Source organism: Aeromicrobium phoceense (assembly GCF_013868155.1).
GTDB lineage: Bacteria > Actinomycetota > Actinomycetes > Propionibacteriales > Nocardioidaceae > Aeromicrobium > Aeromicrobium phoceense.
In genome coordinates, this window is the sequence record NZ_JACEOG010000001.1 from 1,072,463 (window position 1) to 1,089,130 (window position 16,668).

Genomic DNA, 16,668 nt, shown 5'->3' on the forward strand with positions numbered 1-16,668 from the left:
CCACCGGTCCTTCCGCCGGTGTCAAGGGAGCCGGATCTGCGCCAGCCGCCCGATCTCGCGGATGCGCTGCTCGGCCTGGCGGTCGGCGGCCTCGGCGGTGGTGATGCCCTCGCTCGCCGCGCGCTCGAGGACGGCCAGCGTGGTGTCGAAGATGCCGGTGGCCCGCGCCTTCGCGCGGTCGAAGGAGAAGCCGCTCGGGTCGAGCTCGTCGGCGACCTGGATGACGCCGCCGGAGTTCACGCAGTAGTCCGGCGCGTAGACGATCCCGCGGTCGGTCACGAGCTTGCCGATGCCGTCGTGCGCCAGCTGGTTGTTCGCCGCCCCGGCCACGACACGCGCCGTGAGGGCCTCGACCGACGACTCGTTGAGTGCTCCGCCCAGCGCGCACGGCGCGTAGACGTCGAGGTCGGCGGCGATCAGCGCCTCGGTGGACTCGGCGACCTCGAGGCCCGGGTACTGCTCGACCAGGCGGGCCACGGCGGCCGGGTCGATGTCGGTGACCACCACCTGGGCGTCCTCCTGCACGAGGTGGGCGGTCAGGTGACGCCCGACCTTGCCCACGCCGGCGATGCCGACGCGCTTGCCGGCCAGGGACGTGTCGCCCCACGCGAACTGCGCCGAGGCGCGCATGCCCTGGTAGACGCCGAAGGCGGTCAGGACGCTGGAGTCGCCGGCGCCGCCGTGCTCGACCGTGCGACCGGTGACGTAGTCGCACTCGCGCGCGATGACGTCCATGTCGGTGGAGAACGTGCCCACGTCGCACGCCGTGAAGTACCGGCCCGCGAGGGTCTGGACGAAGCGGCCGTAGGCGCGCAGGAGGGCCTCGGACTTGTCGGTGTGCGGGTCGCCGATGATCACGGCCTTGCCGCCGCCGAGGTCGAGCCCGGCGAGGGCGTTCTTGTAGGCCATGCCCTGGCTGAGGTTGAGCACGTCGGCCAGCGCGTCACCCTCGCTGGCGTACGGGAAGAACCGGGTGCCGCCGAGGCCGGGACCGAGGGCGGTGGAGTAGAGGGCGATGATCGCCCGCAGTCCGGAGGCCTCGTCGTGGCAGAAGACGACTTGCTCGTGGTGGGTGCCGAAGCTGCTGGGCGTGCTCATGCTTCCTCTTCCTGGGCTGGCGGGGGTGGTGCCGGCCTGTCGGTTGCGGTGGTGTCGCGCGGCCGGGGGTGGTGGCCGCTGTGACCCACGCTACTCGCGAACGTCGCCGGCGGCGGCACGACGTGCGAGGTTGCGGTCCATGCGCCGGAAGAACGGCGCGGTCGCGCGCGTCACGACGCCGGGCAGCAGCGCCATCGACGTCTCGCCGGCCACGCCGAACGCGCTCGTGATCCGCGAGGGGCGCGACACCACGGCGCGCTCGATCCACCGGCCGGCCTCGTCCGGGCTCATCATCGACATCGCCCGGTAGATCTCGGTGCCACCGGACATCTCGGTGCGGACCATCGGGAAGTGCACGGTGCTGGTGGTGATGCCGCGGTGTCCCAGCTCGGCCGACAGCGAGCGTACGTAGGACTCCAGTGCGCTCTTGCTGGCCAGGTAGGCCGAGAACAGCGGGATCGGGACCTGGGTCGACAGGGTCGAGCTGACCACGACGTGGCCGCGCCCGGTGGCGAGCATCGACGGCAGCACGAGGTGGATGAGGCGCACGGCCGCGAAGTAGTTGATCGCCATGACGCGCTCGTGGTCGTGCAGGCGGTCGAGCGAGTCCACGATGGGGCGCCGGATCGAGCGCGCGGCATTGCTGACGAGGACGTCGACGCGGCCGTGGTCGGCCAGGATGCGCTCGACGGCCGAGCGGGTGGACGCCTCGTCGGTGAGGTCGACCGGATGGGCGTGGGCGTCGCCGCCGTCGGCCCGGATCGCCGCGGCGACGGCCTCCAGCTCGGCCTCGCGCCGGGCCAGCAGGCACACCGTCGCACCGCGCGCGGCGAGCCGGCGCGCGGCCGCGGCGCCGATGCCGCTGGAGGAGCCCGTGATGACGACGACCTGCCCGGCCGGATCGATGCCCATGCGTTGTGATGGTAGTCACAGGGTTCGCGTATCGTGGTGGGGTGCTGGCCGAACTCCTGGACCCGATGAAGAACCCACTGACCTACGCGGTGCCGTTCTTCGTGCTGAGCATCGCGATCGAGCTGGCCGCGCTGAAGTGGCTCGACCACGACGACAACGTCACGGGCTACGCCTTCAAGGACGCGCGCACCTCGATCTCGATGGGCATCGGCTCGATCCTGTTCCTGACGGTCTTCAAGATCATCACGTTCTTCGCGTTCGTCTTCGTGTTCGCCCATTTCGCCCTGTTCGAGCTGGACGTCTCGGCCTGGTGGTACTGGCCGGCGCTGCTCGTCGGACTCGACTTCTGCTACTACTGGCACCACCGCTTCAGCCACCGCGTGCGGATCGGCTGGGCCGGCCACCAGTCGCACCACTCCAGCGAGTTCATGAACTTCGGGACCGCGCTGCGGCAGAAGTGGAACCCGTGGTTCGAGTTCTTCTTCTGGCTGCCGCTCCCGCTGCTGGGGTTCGCGCCGTGGACCCTGTTCGCCGCCTTCGCGATCAACCTGATCTACCAGTTCTTCGTGCACACCGAGGTCGTCGGCAAGCTGCCGCGGCCGATCGAGTGGGTGTTCAACACCCCCTCCCACCACCGCGTGCACCACGGCTCCGACCCCGAGTACCTCGACAAGAACTACGGCGGCATCCTCATCGTCTGGGACCGGATGTTCGGCACCTTCCAGCGCGAGCTGCACCGTCCGCGGTACGGGCTCACGCATCCGGTCGAGACCTACAACATCCTCACGCTGCAGTACGGCGACTACCGCAAGATGGCTGCCGACGTGAGGTCGGCGTCCACGTGGCGCGAGAAGGTCGGCTACGTGCTCGGTCCGCCCGGGTGGAAGCCCGACGGCACGATCGACCGCGGCCGCACCGAGGCCGGCACGCACTGACTCGCGGCGGGCGCATGAGCCCCGATCCTCCTAGGCTGGCAGCACCGACTCCGCACCACCGAGAGGATCCCCCGATGGCCAAGAGCAAGGTCGAGAAGAAGCTCCGCGACACGATCTCCACGATCAACGACCTGCGAGGTGAGCTCAAGAAGGTCCGCAAGGCGGCCGAGAAGGCGGCGGCCCAGCAGATCGACAAGGCCACCCGGTCGTCCTCCGCCGAGCTGAAGAAGGTGCGCGAGGAGGTGGCCCAGGTCCGCGACACGACGGCGAAGCAGATCGCCGACCTGACCGCGATGGTCGCCCGGCTCGCCCCCGACCTCGTCAAGCCCGGAGGCTCCGCCACGCCATCGCCTGCCGAGGGCACACCTCCGCCCACGGCCGAGACCGGCTCGGACCGGCCGCACGGCGACCCCCTGGGCGAGGCTGCGGCGCAGAGCGTTCCGGCGAAGAAGGCCGGGGCGAAGAAGACGACCGCGAAGAAGGCCGCGAAGAAGGCCACGCTGCCGGACTCCGCCACCGAGGCCGACGACAGGCTCTCCTTCGCCGGCGAGGCACTGGCCGCGTCCGACGCGAGCGGGCCCGTCGACCCCGAGGTGCCCGGCACCGCCCCGACGGCCGAAGTGACGCCGGAACCGGTCGCGAAGGCCGCGGCGAAGCGCCCGGCCGCCGCCAAGAAGGCGCCCGCCAAGAAGTCCCCGGCGAAGAAGGCCACCGCCACGACGGCCCCCGCGAAGACGACGGGCCGGAAGGTGCCGCCGAAGAACACGTCGGCCGCGCCCACCTCGACGGGTGCTGCCGAGAAGGAGGCCCGCGACTCGGGTCGCGCGGCGGCGAAGAAGACCACCACCGCGAAGAAGACCGCGGCGAAGAAGGCGCCGGCCAAGAAGGCCGGTGCGACGTCCACCGCGAAGCGCACCGCGTCGCCGGGCCGTAAGACCGCCGCGCGCAAGGCGACGACGCCCGCCACCGGGACCACGGCGGCCACGCCGCCTCCGGCCACGCCGCAGAACCCGGCGAGCGCCGACGCTCCCGCGTCCGACTGAGAGGACCCGCCGGCCCTGCCACTCACTGGGGCCGGCGGTGCACCTTCCACTGCGCGGCCTGGGCGACCGGCTTGATGACCATCAGGTCGACGTCCACGTGCCGCGGCCGCGTGGCGACCCAGGTGATCGCGTCGGCGATGTCCTCGGCCACGAGCGGCTCGTCCACGCCCGCGTAGACGGCGTCGGCGCGCGTGCTGTCGCCGTCGAAGCGGGTCAGGCTGAACTCCTCGGTCCGGACCATGCCCGGCGCGATCTCGGTGATCCGGACGGGCTGTCCGTTGAGCTCGAGCCTCAGGGTCTCGGTGACGGCGGCCAGGGCGTGCTTGGCCGCGGTGTAGCCGCCGCCGCCCTCGTAGGTCACCCGGCCCGCGGTGGAGCCGACGTTGATGATCGTGCCGGCACCGGAGTTGATCAACGCCGGCGCTAGCGCCTTCGTGACCGCGACGGTGCCGAGGACGTTCGTCTCGTACATCCAGCGCCAGTCGTCCAGGTCGGCCTCGGTGACGTCCTCGAGGCCCTTCGCGCCGCCGGCGTTGTTGACGAGCAGGTCGAGCCGGTCGCCGACGGCCTCGGCCAGCCGGGCCACGTCGTCGGGGTTCGTGATGTCGCACGGCAGTGCGATGGCGTCGATCTCCTCGGCGAGCCGCTCGATGCGGTCGCGCCGGCGGGCGGCGGCCAGGACGGTGTAGCCGGCGGCCGACAGGGCGCGGGCCGTGGCCTCGCCGATCCCGCTGCTGGCTCCGGTGACGACGGCTGTGGGCATGGGGACAGCGTGCCAGAATGGATCGCATGGCTGCCCGAGGGATCCGTCGTGTCGCGATGCTGTCGGCGCACACCTCCCCCCTCGACCAGCCGGGCACCGGCGACGCGGGCGGCATGAACGTCTACGTCCTCGAGCTCTCGCGCCGGCTGGCCGCCCGCGGCATCGAGGTCGAGGTCTTCACCCGGGCCACGTCCCGCCACCTGCCTCCGGTCGTCGAGGCCGACGAGGGCATCCGCGTGCACCACGTGGCCGCCGGACCCTTCGAGGGACTGACGAAGGGCGACCTGCCGAGCCAGCTCTGCTCGTTCGTCCGCGACGTGCTGCGCGTCGAGGCCTGGCACGAGCCGGGCTACTTCGACCTCGTCCACTCCCACTTCTGGCTCTCGGGCCAGGTCGGAACGGTCCTGCGCGAGCGCTGGGGCGTCCCGCTCGTGCACTCGATGCACACGATGGCCAAGGTCAAGAACGCGTCGCTCGCGGCCGGCGACCGTCCCGAGCCCGTCGGCCGGGTCGCCGGTGAGGAGGAGATCGTGCGGTTCGCCGACCGGCTGATCGCCAACACCGCCGAGGAGCGGCGCGAGCTGATCGACCTCTACGAGGCCGACCCGCGCGCGGTCGCGGTCGTGCACCCCGGTGTCGACCTCGACGTCTTCAGCGCGAGCGAGCCCGACGACGAGCCGCCGCTCGTGGTCTTCGCCGGCCGGATCCAGCCGCTCAAGGCACCCGACGTGGTGCTGCACGCCTCGGCGCTGCTCGACGTGCCGCACCGGGTCGCGATCATCGGCGGGCCGTCCGGCAGCGGGCTGGACCGCCCCACCGAGCTCACCGACCTCGCCCACGAGCTGGGCATCGCCGACCGGGTGGAGTTCGTCCCCACGGTCACCCAGGCCGAGCTGGCCACGTGGTACTCGCGGGCCGCGGTCGTCTGCGTCCCGTCGTACAGCGAGTCGTTCGGGCTCGTCGCGATCGAGGCCCAGGCCTGCGGCACCCCCGTGGTCGCCGCGGCGGTCGGCGGCCTCACCACGGCCGTCGCCGACGGCGTCACCGGCACGCTCGTCGACGGGCACGACCCGGCCGCCTACGCGGCGGCGCTGCGGCCGTACCTCGCCGACCCGGAGTTCCGGTCCGACGCCGGCGCCAAGGCCGTGCGCCACGCGGAGTCGTTCGGCTGGGACGTCACCGCCGAGCGCACCCTCGACGTCTATGCCGCCGCCCTGCACGATCGCGAGGCGGCGCGGGAGGAGGCAGGATGACCGACGTTCGCGACGTGATCGTCAGTTCGCTCGACGACGCCGGCCTGGAGTACGTGCGCCACGGGCAGGACGTGTTCGAGGTCGAGCTGCCGGGGGAACGCAAGCTCAAGACCACGTGCCGCCTCGAGGTGGGCCGGCACGCGCTCGGCGTCCACGCCTTCGTGGCGCGCAACCCCGACGAGAACCACGAGGCCGTCTACCGCTGGATGCTGGAGCGCAACCTCAAGCTGTTCGGCGTCGCCTTCGCGATCGACTCCGCGGGCGACATCTACCTCGACGGCCGGCTGCCGCTGGAGGCGGTCACCGCCGACGAGCTCGACCGCCTGCTGGGCTCGGTGCTGTCGTACGCTGACGAGTCCTTCAACACGATCCTCGAGCTCGGCTTCGCCTCGAGCATCCGCAAGGAGTGGCGCTGGCGCGAGTCCCGGGGTGAGCCCACGCGCAACCTCGACGCGTTCCGCCACCTGCGTCCCCAGGACTGAGCCGTGAAAGCCATCGTCTTCGCCGACGTCGTCGACGCCTGGTCCTACGTCGGCGCCGTGCGCTTCGAGCGCGCCGCGGCGCTGTTCACGATCCTGACCGGTGAGCCGGTCGAGGTCTCCTATCGGGCCGCCACCTTCGACGCCTCCGCCCCGGCCGACGACGTCGTCGCCGCCGCTCGCATCACCGGCATCGACCTCAACGTCGACGAGGTGGTGCCGGCCGACTCCACCGACGCGTGGCGCCTCCTGACGTGGGCGGCGGAGTCCGGGCCCGAGGTCCAGCGCGAGCTCCTGCACCAGCTGTGGCGGGCCCACTTCCTCGAGGGCGCCGACATCGCCGACGGCTTCGTGCTGGCCAGCCGTGCCGCCCTCGTGGGGCTCGACCTGGAGACCTCCGAGGCTCTCCTGGCGAGCGACGAGCTGCTGGTCGAGGTGGGGGAGCAGCGGACCACCGCCGCCGCCATCGGGGCCGACGCCGCGCCGTTCGTCGTGGTCGAGGCGCGCTACACGCTCGCGCGCGTGCACTCGCAGGACGACTACCTCCGGGCCCTGCAGTCCATCACCGCGCAGTCCTGAGCCGGGCTCCCGGGCGCGGCACTAGGCTGTCGCCATGAGCACCTTGATCCTGCTGCGTCATGGTCACAGCGAGTGGAACGCCCTCAACCTGTTCACCGGATGGGTCGACGTCGACCTCAACGAGCAGGGGCTCCAGGAGGCGCTGCGCGCCCCGGAGCTGCTGCGCGAGGCGGGCCTGCTGCCCGACGTCTCGCACACCTCGCTGCTGCGGCGCGCGATCCGCACGGCCGAGATCACCCTGAACGGCATCGACCGCCACTGGATCCCCGTGAAGCGCAGCTGGCGACTCAACGAGCGCCACTACGGCGCCCTGCAGGGCAAGGACAAGAAGGCCACCCTCGAGGAGTTCGGCGAGGAGCAGTTCATGACGTGGCGGCGCTCGTACTCCACGCCCCCGCCGGCGCTGGCCGACGACTCGGAGTTCAGCCAGGTGGGCGACGCCCGCTACGCCGACCTGCCGAACGAGCTGATGCCGCGCACCGAGTGCCTGGCCGACGTGCTCGTGCGGATGCTGCCGTACTGGTACGACCAGATCGTGCCCGACCTGCGCGCCGACAAGACGGTGCTCGTCACCGCGCACGGCAACTCGCTGCGCGCGCTGGTCAAGCACCTCGACGGGCTCGGCGAGGACGAGGTGGTGGGACTGAACATCCCCACCGGCATCCCGCTGGTCTACGACCTCGACGACGACCTCAAGCCCACGCAGCGCGGGGGCCAGTACCTCGACCCCGACGCCGCGGCGGCCGCCATCGCCGCCGTGGCCAACCAGGGCCGCTGACTAGGCGTACTTGTAGCCCAGCCCCCGCACGGTCGTGAGGATCGTGGGGTGGGCCGGGTCGTCCTCGATCTTGGCGCGCAGGCGCTTGACGTGGACGTCGAGGGTCTTGGTGTCGCCCACGTAGTCGGCGCCCCACACCCGGTCGATCAGCTGGCCGCGGGTCAGCACGCGACCGCTGTTGCGCAGGAAGAACTCGAGCAGCTCGAACTCCTTGAGCGGCAGCTTCACCTCGCCGCCGTCGACCGTGACCAGGTGACGGTCGACGTCCATCCGGACGCCGCCGACCTCGATCACGGCGTCGTCGTCGACCTCCTCGGGCGCGCCGCGACGCAGCACCGCGCGGATCCGCGCCACCAGCTCGCGCGGGGAGTAGGGCTTGGTGACGTAGTCGTCCGCCCCCAGCTCGAGCCCGACGACCTTGTCGACCTCGGTGTCCTTCGCGCTGACCATGATGATCGGCACCGAGGACGTCTGGCGGATCGTGCGGCACACCTCCGTGCCCGACAGGCCCGGCAGCATGAGGTCCAGCAGGACGATGTCGGCGCCGCCACGCTCGAACGCGGTCAGCGCGTCGGGGCCGGTCTCGGCGACCGCCACGTCGTAGCCCTCCTTGCGCAGGACGTACGACAGGGCCTCGCTGTAGCTGGCCTCGTCCTCGACGATCAGGACCTTGGTCACTCGAACTCTCCTTCATCGACGTCCCGCGCCGGAAGCACCAGCGTGAAGGACGAACCGAGGCCTGGTTCACTCCAGACCTCGACGGAGCCGCCGTTGCCGGCGGCGACATGCTTGACGATCGACAGGCCCAGGCCCGTGCCCCCGGTGGCGCGGGCGCGCGCGGGGTCGACCCGGTAGAACCGCTCGAAGATCCGGTCCTGCTCCTCCGGCGGGATGCCCACGCCGTGGTCGGAGACGGTGATGCGGATGTCCTCGCCGTCGCCCGTGGCGGAGACCGCGACGACCGAGCTGTCGGGGCTGTAGGTGACGGCGTTCTCGACGAGGTTGCTGACCGCGGCGTGCAGCTGGGCCCGGTCGCCCTGGACGTAGAGGTCGGGCTGGACGTCCTGCGAGATGGCGATGGACTTGGCTTCCGCGTCGGTGAGCGAGTGCTCGATCGCCTCGGCCACGAGCTCGCCGACCTTCACGAGCGCGGCATCGTCGCTGGCGACGTCGGCCTGCAGCCGGGACAGGTCGATGATCTGCTGCACGAGGCGAGTCAGGCGCTCACCCTCGGTCTGCATGCGGCCCGCGAACCGGTCGACCGCCTCGGGGTCGTCGCGCGCCTCGCTGACCGCCTCGGCGAGCAGGCTGATCGCGCCGATGGGGGTCTTCAGCTCGTGGCTGACGTTGGCGACGAAGTCGCGGCGCAGGGCCTCGACGCGCTGCTCGCTCGTGCGGTCCTCCACGAGAGCCAGCATGAGCCCGTGCGACAGCGGCGCGACCCGGGCGCGGACGTAGACGAGCGGCCGGCGGCGGATGCGGATCTCGAACTCGTCCTCGCGGACCTCGCCGTCGCGGCGGACCTGCCGGACCAGGTCGAGCAGCTCACCGCTGCGCAGCCGGTCGTCGTCGGTGACCAGGCCGAGGGCGATCGCCGGCGCGGAGGCGCGCAGGACGCGCTCCTCCTGGTCGAGGACCACGGCCGAGGACCGCAGCACCGACAGCACGGTCGCGATGTCCGGCGGGACGGCCGCGGCCGGAGCGGGCGGGACGACCTCCTGGGATCGCTCGGAGAACCGCCACACGTACGTGATCACGGCGCCGAGCACGATGCCGGCAGCGCCGGCCAGGATCTGGGAGACCTCCACGGGACCGATCGTAGGCCGACGACACGTGCCGGCCACCATCGCGGCGGGCCCGAGAGGCACGGTTTCCGCTGGCGTTCACCCCCCGTTCACCGCAGGTCGTCTCGCATTCATGCGGCGCGCCTACCGTCGAGCCATGCGCGACCAGTACTACGAGCAGCTCGACGTCATCGTCGACGAGCTCGTCCTCATCACCGACCGGGTGCGAACCGCGGTGGCCGACGCCACGACCGCACTGCTCGACACCGACATCGCCACCGCCGAGGCGGTCATCGGCTCCGACCGTGGCATCGAGGAGGCGATCGACGAGGTGGAGGAGCGGGCCCTCGTGCTGCTGGCGACCCAGCAGCCCGTCGCCACCGACCTGCGGCAGCTCGTCTCGACCCTGCGGATGGTGGCCGACCTGCAGCGCATGAGCGCGCTGGCCGTGCACGTCTCCAAGATCGCCCGCCGCCGCGCGCCCGAGGCGGCCGTGCCGCTGCCGGTGCAGCCGCTCATCCGCGACATGGCGCGGGTCGCCCACTCGATGATCGGGTCGGCTGCCCGGATCGTCTCCGAGCGCGACCTCGGCGCGGCCGCCGAGCTCGAGATCGAGGACGACGAGATGGACCGCCTGCGCCAGGAGCTCTTCCGGGTCCTGCTCGACGGGACGTGGGAGCACGGCGTCGACACGGCGATCGACCTCGCGCTGCTGGGTCGCTACTACGAGCGCATCGGCGACCACGCCGTCAGCATGGCCCGCCGCGTCGTCTACCTCGTAACGGGCGAGCTTCCCGTCGCCTGACCTCGGAACGCGAACGGCCCCGGCGATCGCCGGGGCCGTTCGTCGTGCTCGGGGTGAGGATCACGACGAGGGCGGGGACGTGTCCTTCTGCTCGACGTCGGACTGGTCCTCGCCGCCCTCGGCCGGGTCGGACTCCTGCTCCTGGACGGTCTTGGCCTCGCCGGTGGGCCGCTTCGCGACGTCGGCGTACATCTCGGTGCGGGCCACGACCGGGACCTCGATGCTGACGTCCCCACCGGGGGTGGCCGCGAAGCTGATGACCACGTAGTCGCCGGCCGCGATGTCGCTCTTGACGACGATCTCGCCCGCGGTGCCCAGCGTCAGCAGCGTGTCGGGCTTCAGCGTGATCGGACGGGCCAGCTTCTTCGCGGCGCCGTCGACCGTGACCGACTCGATGGTCTGGCTCTCGGTGGACAGCAGACCGCCGGAGAAGGTGGCGGTGCCGTCGGCGTTGTCCACGAACAGTCCGTTGTAGACGCCGATCGGGCCCGTGCGCAGGTTCGAGCCGACAGCGGCTTGGTACTGCTGATTCGTCTGGGCGCCGAAGCTGGTGCCGCAGGCGGAGAGCGCGAACGGGGCGACGACGGCCAGGGTGATGGCGGCAAGGGTGCGACGAGTGCTCACGCTGGCATGGTATCCGGGGCACCCGGGAACGAAGGCAGGCAGGGTACTCGTTCCGCCATGTTATTCTGGTCACCTAGGAAAGGTGCTTTCTCCATGGCTTTCTCTGTCGGCGAAACCGTCGTGTACCCCAATCATGGCGCGGCGGTGATCGAAGACATCGAGGTCCGGAACATCAAGGGCGTGGACCGCACGTACCTCGTTCTCCGGATCATCGCTCAGAACGATCTGGTCGTCCGCGTCCCTTCCGACAACGTCGATCTCGTGGGCGTCCGCGACGTGGTCGATGAAGCAGGACTCGAGCGGGTCTTCAGCGTGCTCCGTGCCGAGCACGTCGAGGAGCCCACCAACTGGTCCCGACGTTACAAGGCGAACCTGGAGAAGCTGCACTCCGGCGACGTCCTCAAGGTGGCCGAGGTCGTCCGCGACCTCTGGCGCCGCGATCACGAGCGTGGCCTCTCGGCCGGCGAGAAGCGGATGCTGGCCAAGGCGCGCCAGATCCTCGTCTCCGAGCTCGCGCTCGCCGAGAACACGAACGAGGACAAGGCCGAGATCCGTCTCGACGAGGTCCTCGCCTCCTGACGCAGCAACCCACTCACTGACGAGCGCCCGGCTTCGGCCGGGCGCTCGTCTGTTGTGGCGCGGTCACCACCAGGCGAGGCCGAGGGCCACGAGGTCCTCCACGAGCTCCTCGCGAGTCAGGGGAGGATCGTCGTCCAGCACGAAGCGCACGGCCAGCGACTCCACCGCCAGGACGATCAGCCACGAGGAGCGGGCCGGGTCGCGACGCCGGGCGCCGGGAGGCTGCCGGCCGCCGAGGTAGGCGCGCAGCACGTCGCGCACCCGTCGCTCCAGGCCGTGCCGGTCGTCGAGGTGACGCGACGCCGGCAGCTCCTGCCACACCACGCGCAGCAGCGTGGGGTCGCGCTCGAGTGCCGACAACAGGGCCTCGGCCGTCGCGCGGGCCATCGCCTCGGGATCCTCGTGCACATGGTCGACCAGCGAGGCGACCACGTCCTCGGCCAGCCGGTCGACGTACCGGGCGGTGACCTCCTCGACGATCGAGGCCTTGTCGGGGAAGTACTGGTAGAGCGAGCCGGGGCTCACCCGGGCCCGGTCGGCCACGCGGTTCGTGGTGAGCCGGTCGTAGCCGTCGGCCACCAGCACCTCGCGGGCCGCGGCGACGATCCGGTCGACCATGTCGCGTGAGCGCTGCTGACGGGGGAGCTTCCTCAGGGCCATGACGCGAATTGTATGCGAGCAATTACTCGTGTCACGGTGTCGTCATGACGACGGTCCAGAGTCCGCCCGCCCGCTTCCGGGCCGGGGGAGAGCGCAACGTGAGGCTGGGCCGGGTGCTCAAGGTCCTCGCCGGGGTACGTGAGGTCGACGAGCTCCTGATGGCGCGGATCGGACGGGGGTTCACGCAACGCGACGAGCTGGGCGCTCGGCTGGCAGCGGCGATGCGCCTGCCTGCCGGCGATCCCGAGCGCGTGTCCATGGCGCAGTTCCGCGCCGCGCTGGAGCACGGCATCGACGCCGAGGCGCCGCCCGCGCTCGCGGAGTTCGTGGGGACCTTGCGGGAGGACCCGCCCTGGCTCGACCGCGACCTGGTCGAGGAGGGGGCGCGGGTCTTCCGGCGCTTCGGGCGGAACGCGGCCGACGTGCTGCTGCAGCTCTCGCTGATCGGGGGCTACCGTTTCGGCGGGCCTCCGGACCTGCTCGTGGCGACCGGAGCGCTGGCCGGGGAGAGCACGCAGCGTCGGCTCGCCGAGACCCAGTCGTGGGCGGTGGCGGTGACGACGGCCGGCGGCCTGGACGTGCACGGCGAGGGCTGGCGCACCACGGCGCACGTGCGGGCGATGCACGCGCTGGTGAACCACACGTTCGAGCCGCGGTGGGACGTCGAGCGGTGGGGCCTGCCGATCAACCAGGCCGACCAGGCGGGCACGCTCGGCCTGTTCGACGGCACGGTGCTGATCGGTGTGAAGGCGCTCGGGGTGCCGGTGAGTCAGGACGACTCACGTGCCGTGATGCACCTGTGGAAGTACGTGGGCTGGCTGATGGGTGTTGACGAGCCGTGGCTGGTGGACTCCGAACGCGAGCGCCAACGGATCAACTACCACGTCGTGCTGGCCCAGGACGGGATCACCGAAGCGGGACCGCAGCTCTCGCAGGACATCATCGCCGTGCTCGGCCGGTTGCCGCACGGGCGCTGGAAGACCGAGCGCTCACTCAGCATGCTGAGCCTGTTCCTCGGCCGCGAGAGCATGCGTGAGCTCGGACTGCCGTGGCGACCTCCGTGGGCGCACGTGATGCTCTGGGTGGCCAACTCGGCGCGGCACCGGGTGCTGGGGCGGCTGCCCGGCGGGAAGCGGCGCCTCGAGGAGAGCGGCGCCCGCGTCGCGCAGAAGATCCTCGCGGAGTACTACGCGTCCGACGACCGCGCCGTGGCCGATCTGCCCAGCTGAGCCGCCGAACTCTCAGACGTAGCGCTCCAGAATGCTGGACTCGGCGAGGCGGGAGAGGCCGTCGCGCACGCCGCGGGCCCGCAGGTCGCCCACGCCCTCGACGGCCTGGAGGTCGTCGAGGCTGGCGCCCAGCAGGCGCTGCAGCGTGCCGAAGTGCGTGATGAGGCGCTCCACCACCGAGCCGGGCAGGCGCGGGATGCGCGCGAGCAGCCGGTAGCCGTGCGGCGAGACCGAGGCGTCGAGCGAGTTGCCGTCGCCGATCTGCAGGGCGGCGGCGACGACACCGAGGTCGAGCACCTCCTGCGACTCCAGCGCGGCCAGCTCGTCGAGGACCTTGACCACCTGGTCGTCGGCGCCGGCGGGCAGGTAGTCGCGCACCACGAGGGTGCGCTCGGACTCGACCCCGCCGACGAGCTCGTTGAGCTGGAGCGACAGGAGGCGGCCGTCGGAGCCGAGCTCGAGGACGTACATGTCGATCTCGTCGGAGATGCGTCGCACCATCTCGAGGCGCTGGGCCACCGCGGTGACGTCGCGGACGGTGACGAGGTCCTCGACCTCGAGCGCCGACAGCGCGTCGGACACCTCGTCGAGGCGGGTGCGGTAGCGCTCGAGCGTCTGCAGCGCCTGGTTCGCGCGGCTGACGACGACCGTGGGCTCCTCGAGGACGTAGCGCTGGTCGTCCTGGTAGAGCGCGATCGTGTGCATCGACGCCGACACGGAGATCACCGGGACGCCGGTCTGGCGGGCCACGCGCTCGGCGGTGCGGTGGCGGGTGCCGGACTCGGTGGTGGGGATCGACGGGTCGGGCATGAGGTGCACCGCGGCCCGCATGATCCGCGTGGCCGAGGAGTCCAGGATGATCGCGCCGTCCATCTTCGCCAGCTCGCGGACGCCGGTGGCCGTGAAGGGCACGTCGAGGGCGAAGCCGCCCGTGGAGATCGAGTCGACGATCCGGTCCTGGCCGATCACGATCAGGGCGCCGGTGCGCCCTCGCATGATGCGCTCGAGTCCCTCACGCAGCGCCGTTCCGGGCGCGACGGAGGTGAGTGTGGCCCTCAGGTCCGGAACCGCCACGACATCCCCCGCTCTCGGTCATGGACGTGGTCGCCTCATCCTAGGGCAGCGCCCGGAGCGCGGCGGCCAGATCTCCGGTTCGCAGCACCTTGAGGCCTACGCGGTCGAGGTTCTCGCTGCCCATGGGGACGATCGCGTGGGTGAAGCCGATCCGCGCGGCCTCGCGCAGCCGGGCCTCCAGCCCGCGCACGGGACGGACCTCGCCGGCAAGTCCGACCTCGCCGATGGCGACGAGCCCGCCGGGCAGCGGCGAGCCACCCGCGGCCGAGATGACGGCCAGCGCAACGGCCAGGTCGACCGACGGCTCGTGCAGGCGGGCACCGCCGACCGAGGCGGTGTAGACGTCCTGGTTGCCCAGCGAGACACCGGTCTTGCTCAGCACCGCCAGCAGCATCGCGACGCGGGAGGAGTCCAGGCCGCTGGAGGAGCGCCGGGGCGACGGCGTGGTGGCGGCGACGGTGAGGGCCTGGACCTCGGCCAGCAGCGGCCGGCGCCCCTCCATCGTGACCGTGACGCACGTGCCCGGGACCGGGGACTCGTGACGCGAGACGAACAGCCCCGTCGGATCGGGCACCTCGACGATCCCGGCGTCGACGAGGTCGAAGCACCCGATCTCGTCGACCGGGCCGAACCGGTTCTTGGTGGCGCGCAGCAGCCGCAGCCGGCTGGTGCGGTCGCCCTCGAACTGCAGGACGACGTCGACGAGGTGCTCGAGGACGCGGGGGCCGGCGACCGACCCGTCCTTGGTGACGTGGCCGACCAGGAGGGTGGCGATGCCCTCGGCCTTGGCGCGCCCGATCACCGTGGCAGCGACCTCACGCACCTGGGTGACACCGCCGGGGACGCCCTCGATCGAGGCCGACCCGATGGTCTGGACCGAGTCGACGATCAGCAGGCTGGGCTTGACCGCGTCGATGTGGGTGAGCAGGCCGCCGAGGTCGGTCTCGGCGGCGAGGAAGAGCTCGTCGGCCAGGGCGCCGGTGCGCTCGGCACGCAGCCGGACCTGGGCGGCGGACTCCTCGCCCGAGACGTACAGCGTGCGGCGGCCGGCGCGGGCCCAGCGTGCGGCCACCTCGAGCAGCAGCGTGGACTTGCCCACGCCCGGCTCGCCCGCCATCAGCATCACGGCACCGGAGACGACGCCACCGCCGAGGACGCGGTCGAGCTCGGGGATGCCCGAGCCCACGGAGGCCGCCTCCGTGGCGGTGACCTGGGCGATCGGGACGGCGGGGCTGGAGACCGGGCCGGCCGTCGTGCGGCCGTTGCGCGAGCTGCCGCCGACGACGTCGACGGTGCCCCACGCCTGGCACTCGCCGCAGCGGCCGACCCACTTGGCGGTGGTCCAGCCGCACTCGGAGCAGGCGAACGCGGAGGCGGTCTTCGGTGGCATGGAAGGAGCCTAGACGCGAGGTCCGACAGACCTCGGGATCAGATGCGGACGGTCCCGTCGGGCGTCTCGAACTCGGCCGCGAGGATGCCCGGCGCGCCGTTCGGGGCGACCCACCGGACCTCGATCTGCTCGAGGGCGCCGACGGCCGGCTCGCCCAGCCAGTCGGCCAGGCGCTCGGGGCTTCCGGCGATCTCCAGGCCGACGAGCGCGATCTCGGTCTCGGCCATCTGCGAGGGGTGCTCCTCGGGCGGCACGCCCCAGCTCATGACGAACGGCAGCTGCGGATCCGCGCGCATGCCGTGGACGCCGATCTGCTGCCACGTGAGGTTGTAGCCGTCGGGACGGTGGCGGTTGCCCGGCACGGCGTGACGGCCGATGCGGTGCTCCACGGACGTGATGTCGTCGACCGAGACGCACCAGCCCATCCAGCCGCCGCCGAGCTCGGAGCGTGCCTTGACGGCCTGGCCGAAGGGTGCCTTGTCGGAGGCGGGGTGCTCGAGCGCCTCGACGACCTCGAGGTACTGACGGTTCCTCAGCGGCAGGATCATGTTGTTGGTGCCGAAGCGGGGATGGACGCCGCCGGCCTGGAACACGGCGCCGAACTTCTCACTCAGCTCGGTCGTGGTCTCGATGAGACCGGCCGGACCGACTGCGAACGACAGATGATCGAGGTGCATACGGCA

At 71.6% G+C, this 16,668-nt stretch carries 19 protein-coding genes; 9 read left to right on the forward strand and 10 right to left on the reverse strand.

Translation table 11 applies throughout. The features are described from left to right. Nucleotides 1–21: 21 nt before the first annotated feature. The gene (locus H1W00_RS05060) at nucleotides 22–1,098 is read right to left on the reverse strand and encodes a Glu/Leu/Phe/Val dehydrogenase dimerization domain-containing protein (RefSeq protein WP_181754229.1); all 1,077 of its coding nucleotides are present in this window, start codon (nucleotides 1,096–1,098) and stop codon (nucleotides 22–24) included. Nucleotides 1,099–1,188: 90 nt separating this feature from the next. Then, on the reverse strand, nucleotides 1,189–2,010 hold the full coding sequence (locus H1W00_RS05065) for an SDR family NAD(P)-dependent oxidoreductase (RefSeq protein ID WP_194956242.1): 822 nt from the start codon (nucleotides 2,008–2,010) through the stop codon (nucleotides 1,189–1,191). A 41-nt stretch (nucleotides 2,011–2,051) separates the two neighbouring features. On the opposite strand from H1W00_RS05065, the gene H1W00_RS05070 reads away from it, so the two are divergent. After that, complete coding sequence (locus H1W00_RS05070; RefSeq protein ID WP_286930209.1) at nucleotides 2,052–2,945, forward strand: sterol desaturase family protein; 894 nt, start codon at nucleotides 2,052–2,054, stop codon at nucleotides 2,943–2,945. Between the two features lie 74 nt (nucleotides 2,946–3,019). Next, complete coding sequence (locus tag H1W00_RS05075; protein ID WP_181754231.1) at nucleotides 3,020–3,988, forward strand: hypothetical protein; 969 nt, start codon at nucleotides 3,020–3,022, stop codon at nucleotides 3,986–3,988. Between the two features lie 22 nt (nucleotides 3,989–4,010). Here the strand turns inward: H1W00_RS05075 and H1W00_RS05080 are convergent, their stop codons facing one another. Further along, a complete protein-coding gene (locus H1W00_RS05080) occupies nucleotides 4,011–4,751 on the reverse strand; it encodes an SDR family NAD(P)-dependent oxidoreductase (protein ID WP_181754233.1) in 741 nt (246 codons plus the stop codon). A 26-nt stretch (nucleotides 4,752–4,777) separates the two neighbouring features. Here H1W00_RS05080 and mshA point away from each other — a divergent pair, with 26 nt between their 5' ends. The 4 genes from mshA to H1W00_RS05100 are packed head-to-tail and all read left to right on the forward strand — an operon-like array spanning nucleotide 4,778 to nucleotide 7,840. After that, nucleotides 4,778–6,004 carry a D-inositol-3-phosphate glycosyltransferase gene (gene mshA, locus H1W00_RS05085; RefSeq protein WP_181754235.1) on the forward strand — a complete coding sequence of 409 codons (1,227 nt, stop codon included), beginning with the start codon at nucleotides 4,778–4,780 and terminating at the stop codon, nucleotides 6,002–6,004. Beyond that, on the forward strand, nucleotides 6,001–6,486 hold the full coding sequence (locus tag H1W00_RS05090) for a type III secretion system chaperone family protein (protein ID WP_181754237.1): 486 nt from the start codon (nucleotides 6,001–6,003) through the stop codon (nucleotides 6,484–6,486). The genes mshA and H1W00_RS05090 overlap by 4 nt, the downstream gene beginning before the upstream one ends. Before the next feature lie 3 nt (nucleotides 6,487–6,489). Continuing rightward, entirely contained in the window at nucleotides 6,490–7,062 is a 573-nt protein-coding gene (locus H1W00_RS05095; RefSeq protein WP_181754245.1) for a DsbA family protein, read from the forward strand. 34 nt (nucleotides 7,063–7,096) lie between these two features. Beyond that, on the forward strand, nucleotides 7,097–7,840 hold the full coding sequence (locus H1W00_RS05100) for a phosphoglyceromutase (RefSeq protein WP_181754247.1): 744 nt from the start codon (nucleotides 7,097–7,099) through the stop codon (nucleotides 7,838–7,840). Here H1W00_RS05100 and H1W00_RS05105 read toward each other — a convergent pair whose 3' ends face one another. Both H1W00_RS05105 and H1W00_RS05110 read right to left on the reverse strand, forming a co-directional pair. Continuing rightward, entirely contained in the window at nucleotides 7,841–8,518 is a 678-nt protein-coding gene (locus tag H1W00_RS05105; RefSeq protein WP_078699966.1) for a response regulator transcription factor, read from the reverse strand. After that, nucleotides 8,515–9,648 carry a sensor histidine kinase gene (locus H1W00_RS05110; protein WP_286930193.1) on the reverse strand — a complete coding sequence of 378 codons (1,134 nt, stop codon included), beginning with the start codon at nucleotides 9,646–9,648 and terminating at the stop codon, nucleotides 8,515–8,517. The genes H1W00_RS05105 and H1W00_RS05110 overlap by 4 nt, the downstream gene beginning before the upstream one ends. A gap of 133 nt (nucleotides 9,649–9,781) precedes the next feature. On the opposite strand from H1W00_RS05110, the gene phoU reads away from it, so the two are divergent. Beyond that, on the forward strand, nucleotides 9,782–10,429 hold the full coding sequence (phoU, locus tag H1W00_RS05115) for a phosphate signaling complex protein PhoU (RefSeq protein ID WP_181754249.1): 648 nt from the start codon (nucleotides 9,782–9,784) through the stop codon (nucleotides 10,427–10,429). A gap of 60 nt (nucleotides 10,430–10,489) precedes the next feature. Here phoU and H1W00_RS05120 read toward each other — a convergent pair whose 3' ends face one another. Next, on the reverse strand, nucleotides 10,490–11,053 hold the full coding sequence (locus H1W00_RS05120) for a hypothetical protein (RefSeq protein WP_181754251.1): 564 nt from the start codon (nucleotides 11,051–11,053) through the stop codon (nucleotides 10,490–10,492). A 93-nt stretch (nucleotides 11,054–11,146) separates the two neighbouring features. Here H1W00_RS05120 and H1W00_RS05125 point away from each other — a divergent pair, with 93 nt between their 5' ends. Continuing rightward, nucleotides 11,147–11,632, forward strand: a complete 486-nt coding sequence (locus tag H1W00_RS05125; protein WP_181754253.1) for a CarD family transcriptional regulator — start codon at nucleotides 11,147–11,149, stop codon at nucleotides 11,630–11,632. Nucleotides 11,633–11,695: 63 nt separating this feature from the next. Here the strand turns inward: H1W00_RS05125 and H1W00_RS05130 are convergent, their stop codons facing one another. After that, nucleotides 11,696–12,292: a TetR/AcrR family transcriptional regulator gene (locus H1W00_RS05130; RefSeq protein WP_241732821.1), complete on the reverse strand. Its 597-nt coding sequence runs from the start codon at nucleotides 12,290–12,292 to the stop codon at nucleotides 11,696–11,698. Nucleotides 12,293–12,336: 44 nt separating this feature from the next. On the opposite strand from H1W00_RS05130, the gene H1W00_RS05135 reads away from it, so the two are divergent. After that, nucleotides 12,337–13,521, forward strand: coding sequence for an oxygenase MpaB family protein (locus H1W00_RS05135; RefSeq protein WP_181754255.1), 1,185 nt, complete (start codon nucleotides 12,337–12,339; stop codon nucleotides 13,519–13,521). 12 nt (nucleotides 13,522–13,533) lie between these two features. Here the strand turns inward: H1W00_RS05135 and disA are convergent, their stop codons facing one another. The 3 genes from disA to H1W00_RS05150 are packed head-to-tail and all read right to left on the reverse strand — an operon-like array spanning nucleotide 13,534 to nucleotide 16,662. Next, nucleotides 13,534–14,595 carry a DNA integrity scanning diadenylate cyclase DisA gene (gene disA, locus H1W00_RS05140; protein WP_181754257.1) on the reverse strand — a complete coding sequence of 354 codons (1,062 nt, stop codon included), beginning with the start codon at nucleotides 14,593–14,595 and terminating at the stop codon, nucleotides 13,534–13,536. A 40-nt stretch (nucleotides 14,596–14,635) separates the two neighbouring features. Beyond that, on the reverse strand, nucleotides 14,636–15,985 hold the full coding sequence (gene radA / locus H1W00_RS05145) for a DNA repair protein RadA (protein WP_181754259.1): 1,350 nt from the start codon (nucleotides 15,983–15,985) through the stop codon (nucleotides 14,636–14,638). A 38-nt stretch (nucleotides 15,986–16,023) separates the two neighbouring features. Beyond that, nucleotides 16,024–16,662 (reverse strand): VOC family protein, encoded by a 639-nt coding sequence (locus tag H1W00_RS05150; RefSeq protein ID WP_181754261.1) that lies wholly within the window; start codon nucleotides 16,660–16,662, stop codon nucleotides 16,024–16,026. Nucleotides 16,663–16,668 lie beyond the last annotated feature (6 nt).

Bases quoted from the DNA above. Each gene is read 5' to 3' on its own strand.
- H1W00_RS05060 (WP_181754229.1), bottom strand. From the start codon at position 1,098: ATGAGCACGCCCAGCAGCTTCGGCACCCACCACGAGCAAGTCGTCTTC.
- H1W00_RS05065 (WP_194956242.1), bottom strand. From the start codon at position 2,010: ATGGGCATCGATCCGGCCGGGCAGGTCGTCGTCATCACGGGCTCCTCC.
- H1W00_RS05075 (WP_181754231.1), top strand. From the start codon at position 3,020: ATGGCCAAGAGCAAGGTCGAGAAGAAGCTCCGCGACACGATCTCCACG.
- H1W00_RS05080 (WP_181754233.1), bottom strand. From the start codon at position 4,751: ATGCCCACAGCCGTCGTCACCGGAGCCAGCAGCGGGATCGGCGAGGCC.
- mshA (WP_181754235.1), top strand. From the start codon at position 4,778: ATGGCTGCCCGAGGGATCCGTCGTGTCGCGATGCTGTCGGCGCACACC.
- H1W00_RS05090 (WP_181754237.1), top strand. From the start codon at position 6,001: ATGACCGACGTTCGCGACGTGATCGTCAGTTCGCTCGACGACGCCGGC.
- H1W00_RS05100 (WP_181754247.1), top strand. From the start codon at position 7,097: ATGAGCACCTTGATCCTGCTGCGTCATGGTCACAGCGAGTGGAACGCC.
- phoU (WP_181754249.1), top strand. From the start codon at position 9,782: ATGCGCGACCAGTACTACGAGCAGCTCGACGTCATCGTCGACGAGCTC.
- H1W00_RS05125 (WP_181754253.1), top strand. From the start codon at position 11,147: ATGGCTTTCTCTGTCGGCGAAACCGTCGTGTACCCCAATCATGGCGCG.
- H1W00_RS05130 (WP_241732821.1), bottom strand. From the start codon at position 12,292: ATGGCCCTGAGGAAGCTCCCCCGTCAGCAGCGCTCACGCGACATGGTC.
- H1W00_RS05135 (WP_181754255.1), top strand. From the start codon at position 12,337: ATGACGACGGTCCAGAGTCCGCCCGCCCGCTTCCGGGCCGGGGGAGAG.
- radA (WP_181754259.1), bottom strand. From the start codon at position 15,985: ATGCCACCGAAGACCGCCTCCGCGTTCGCCTGCTCCGAGTGCGGCTGG.
- H1W00_RS05150 (WP_181754261.1), bottom strand. From the start codon at position 16,662: ATGCACCTCGATCATCTGTCGTTCGCAGTCGGTCCGGCCGGTCTCATC.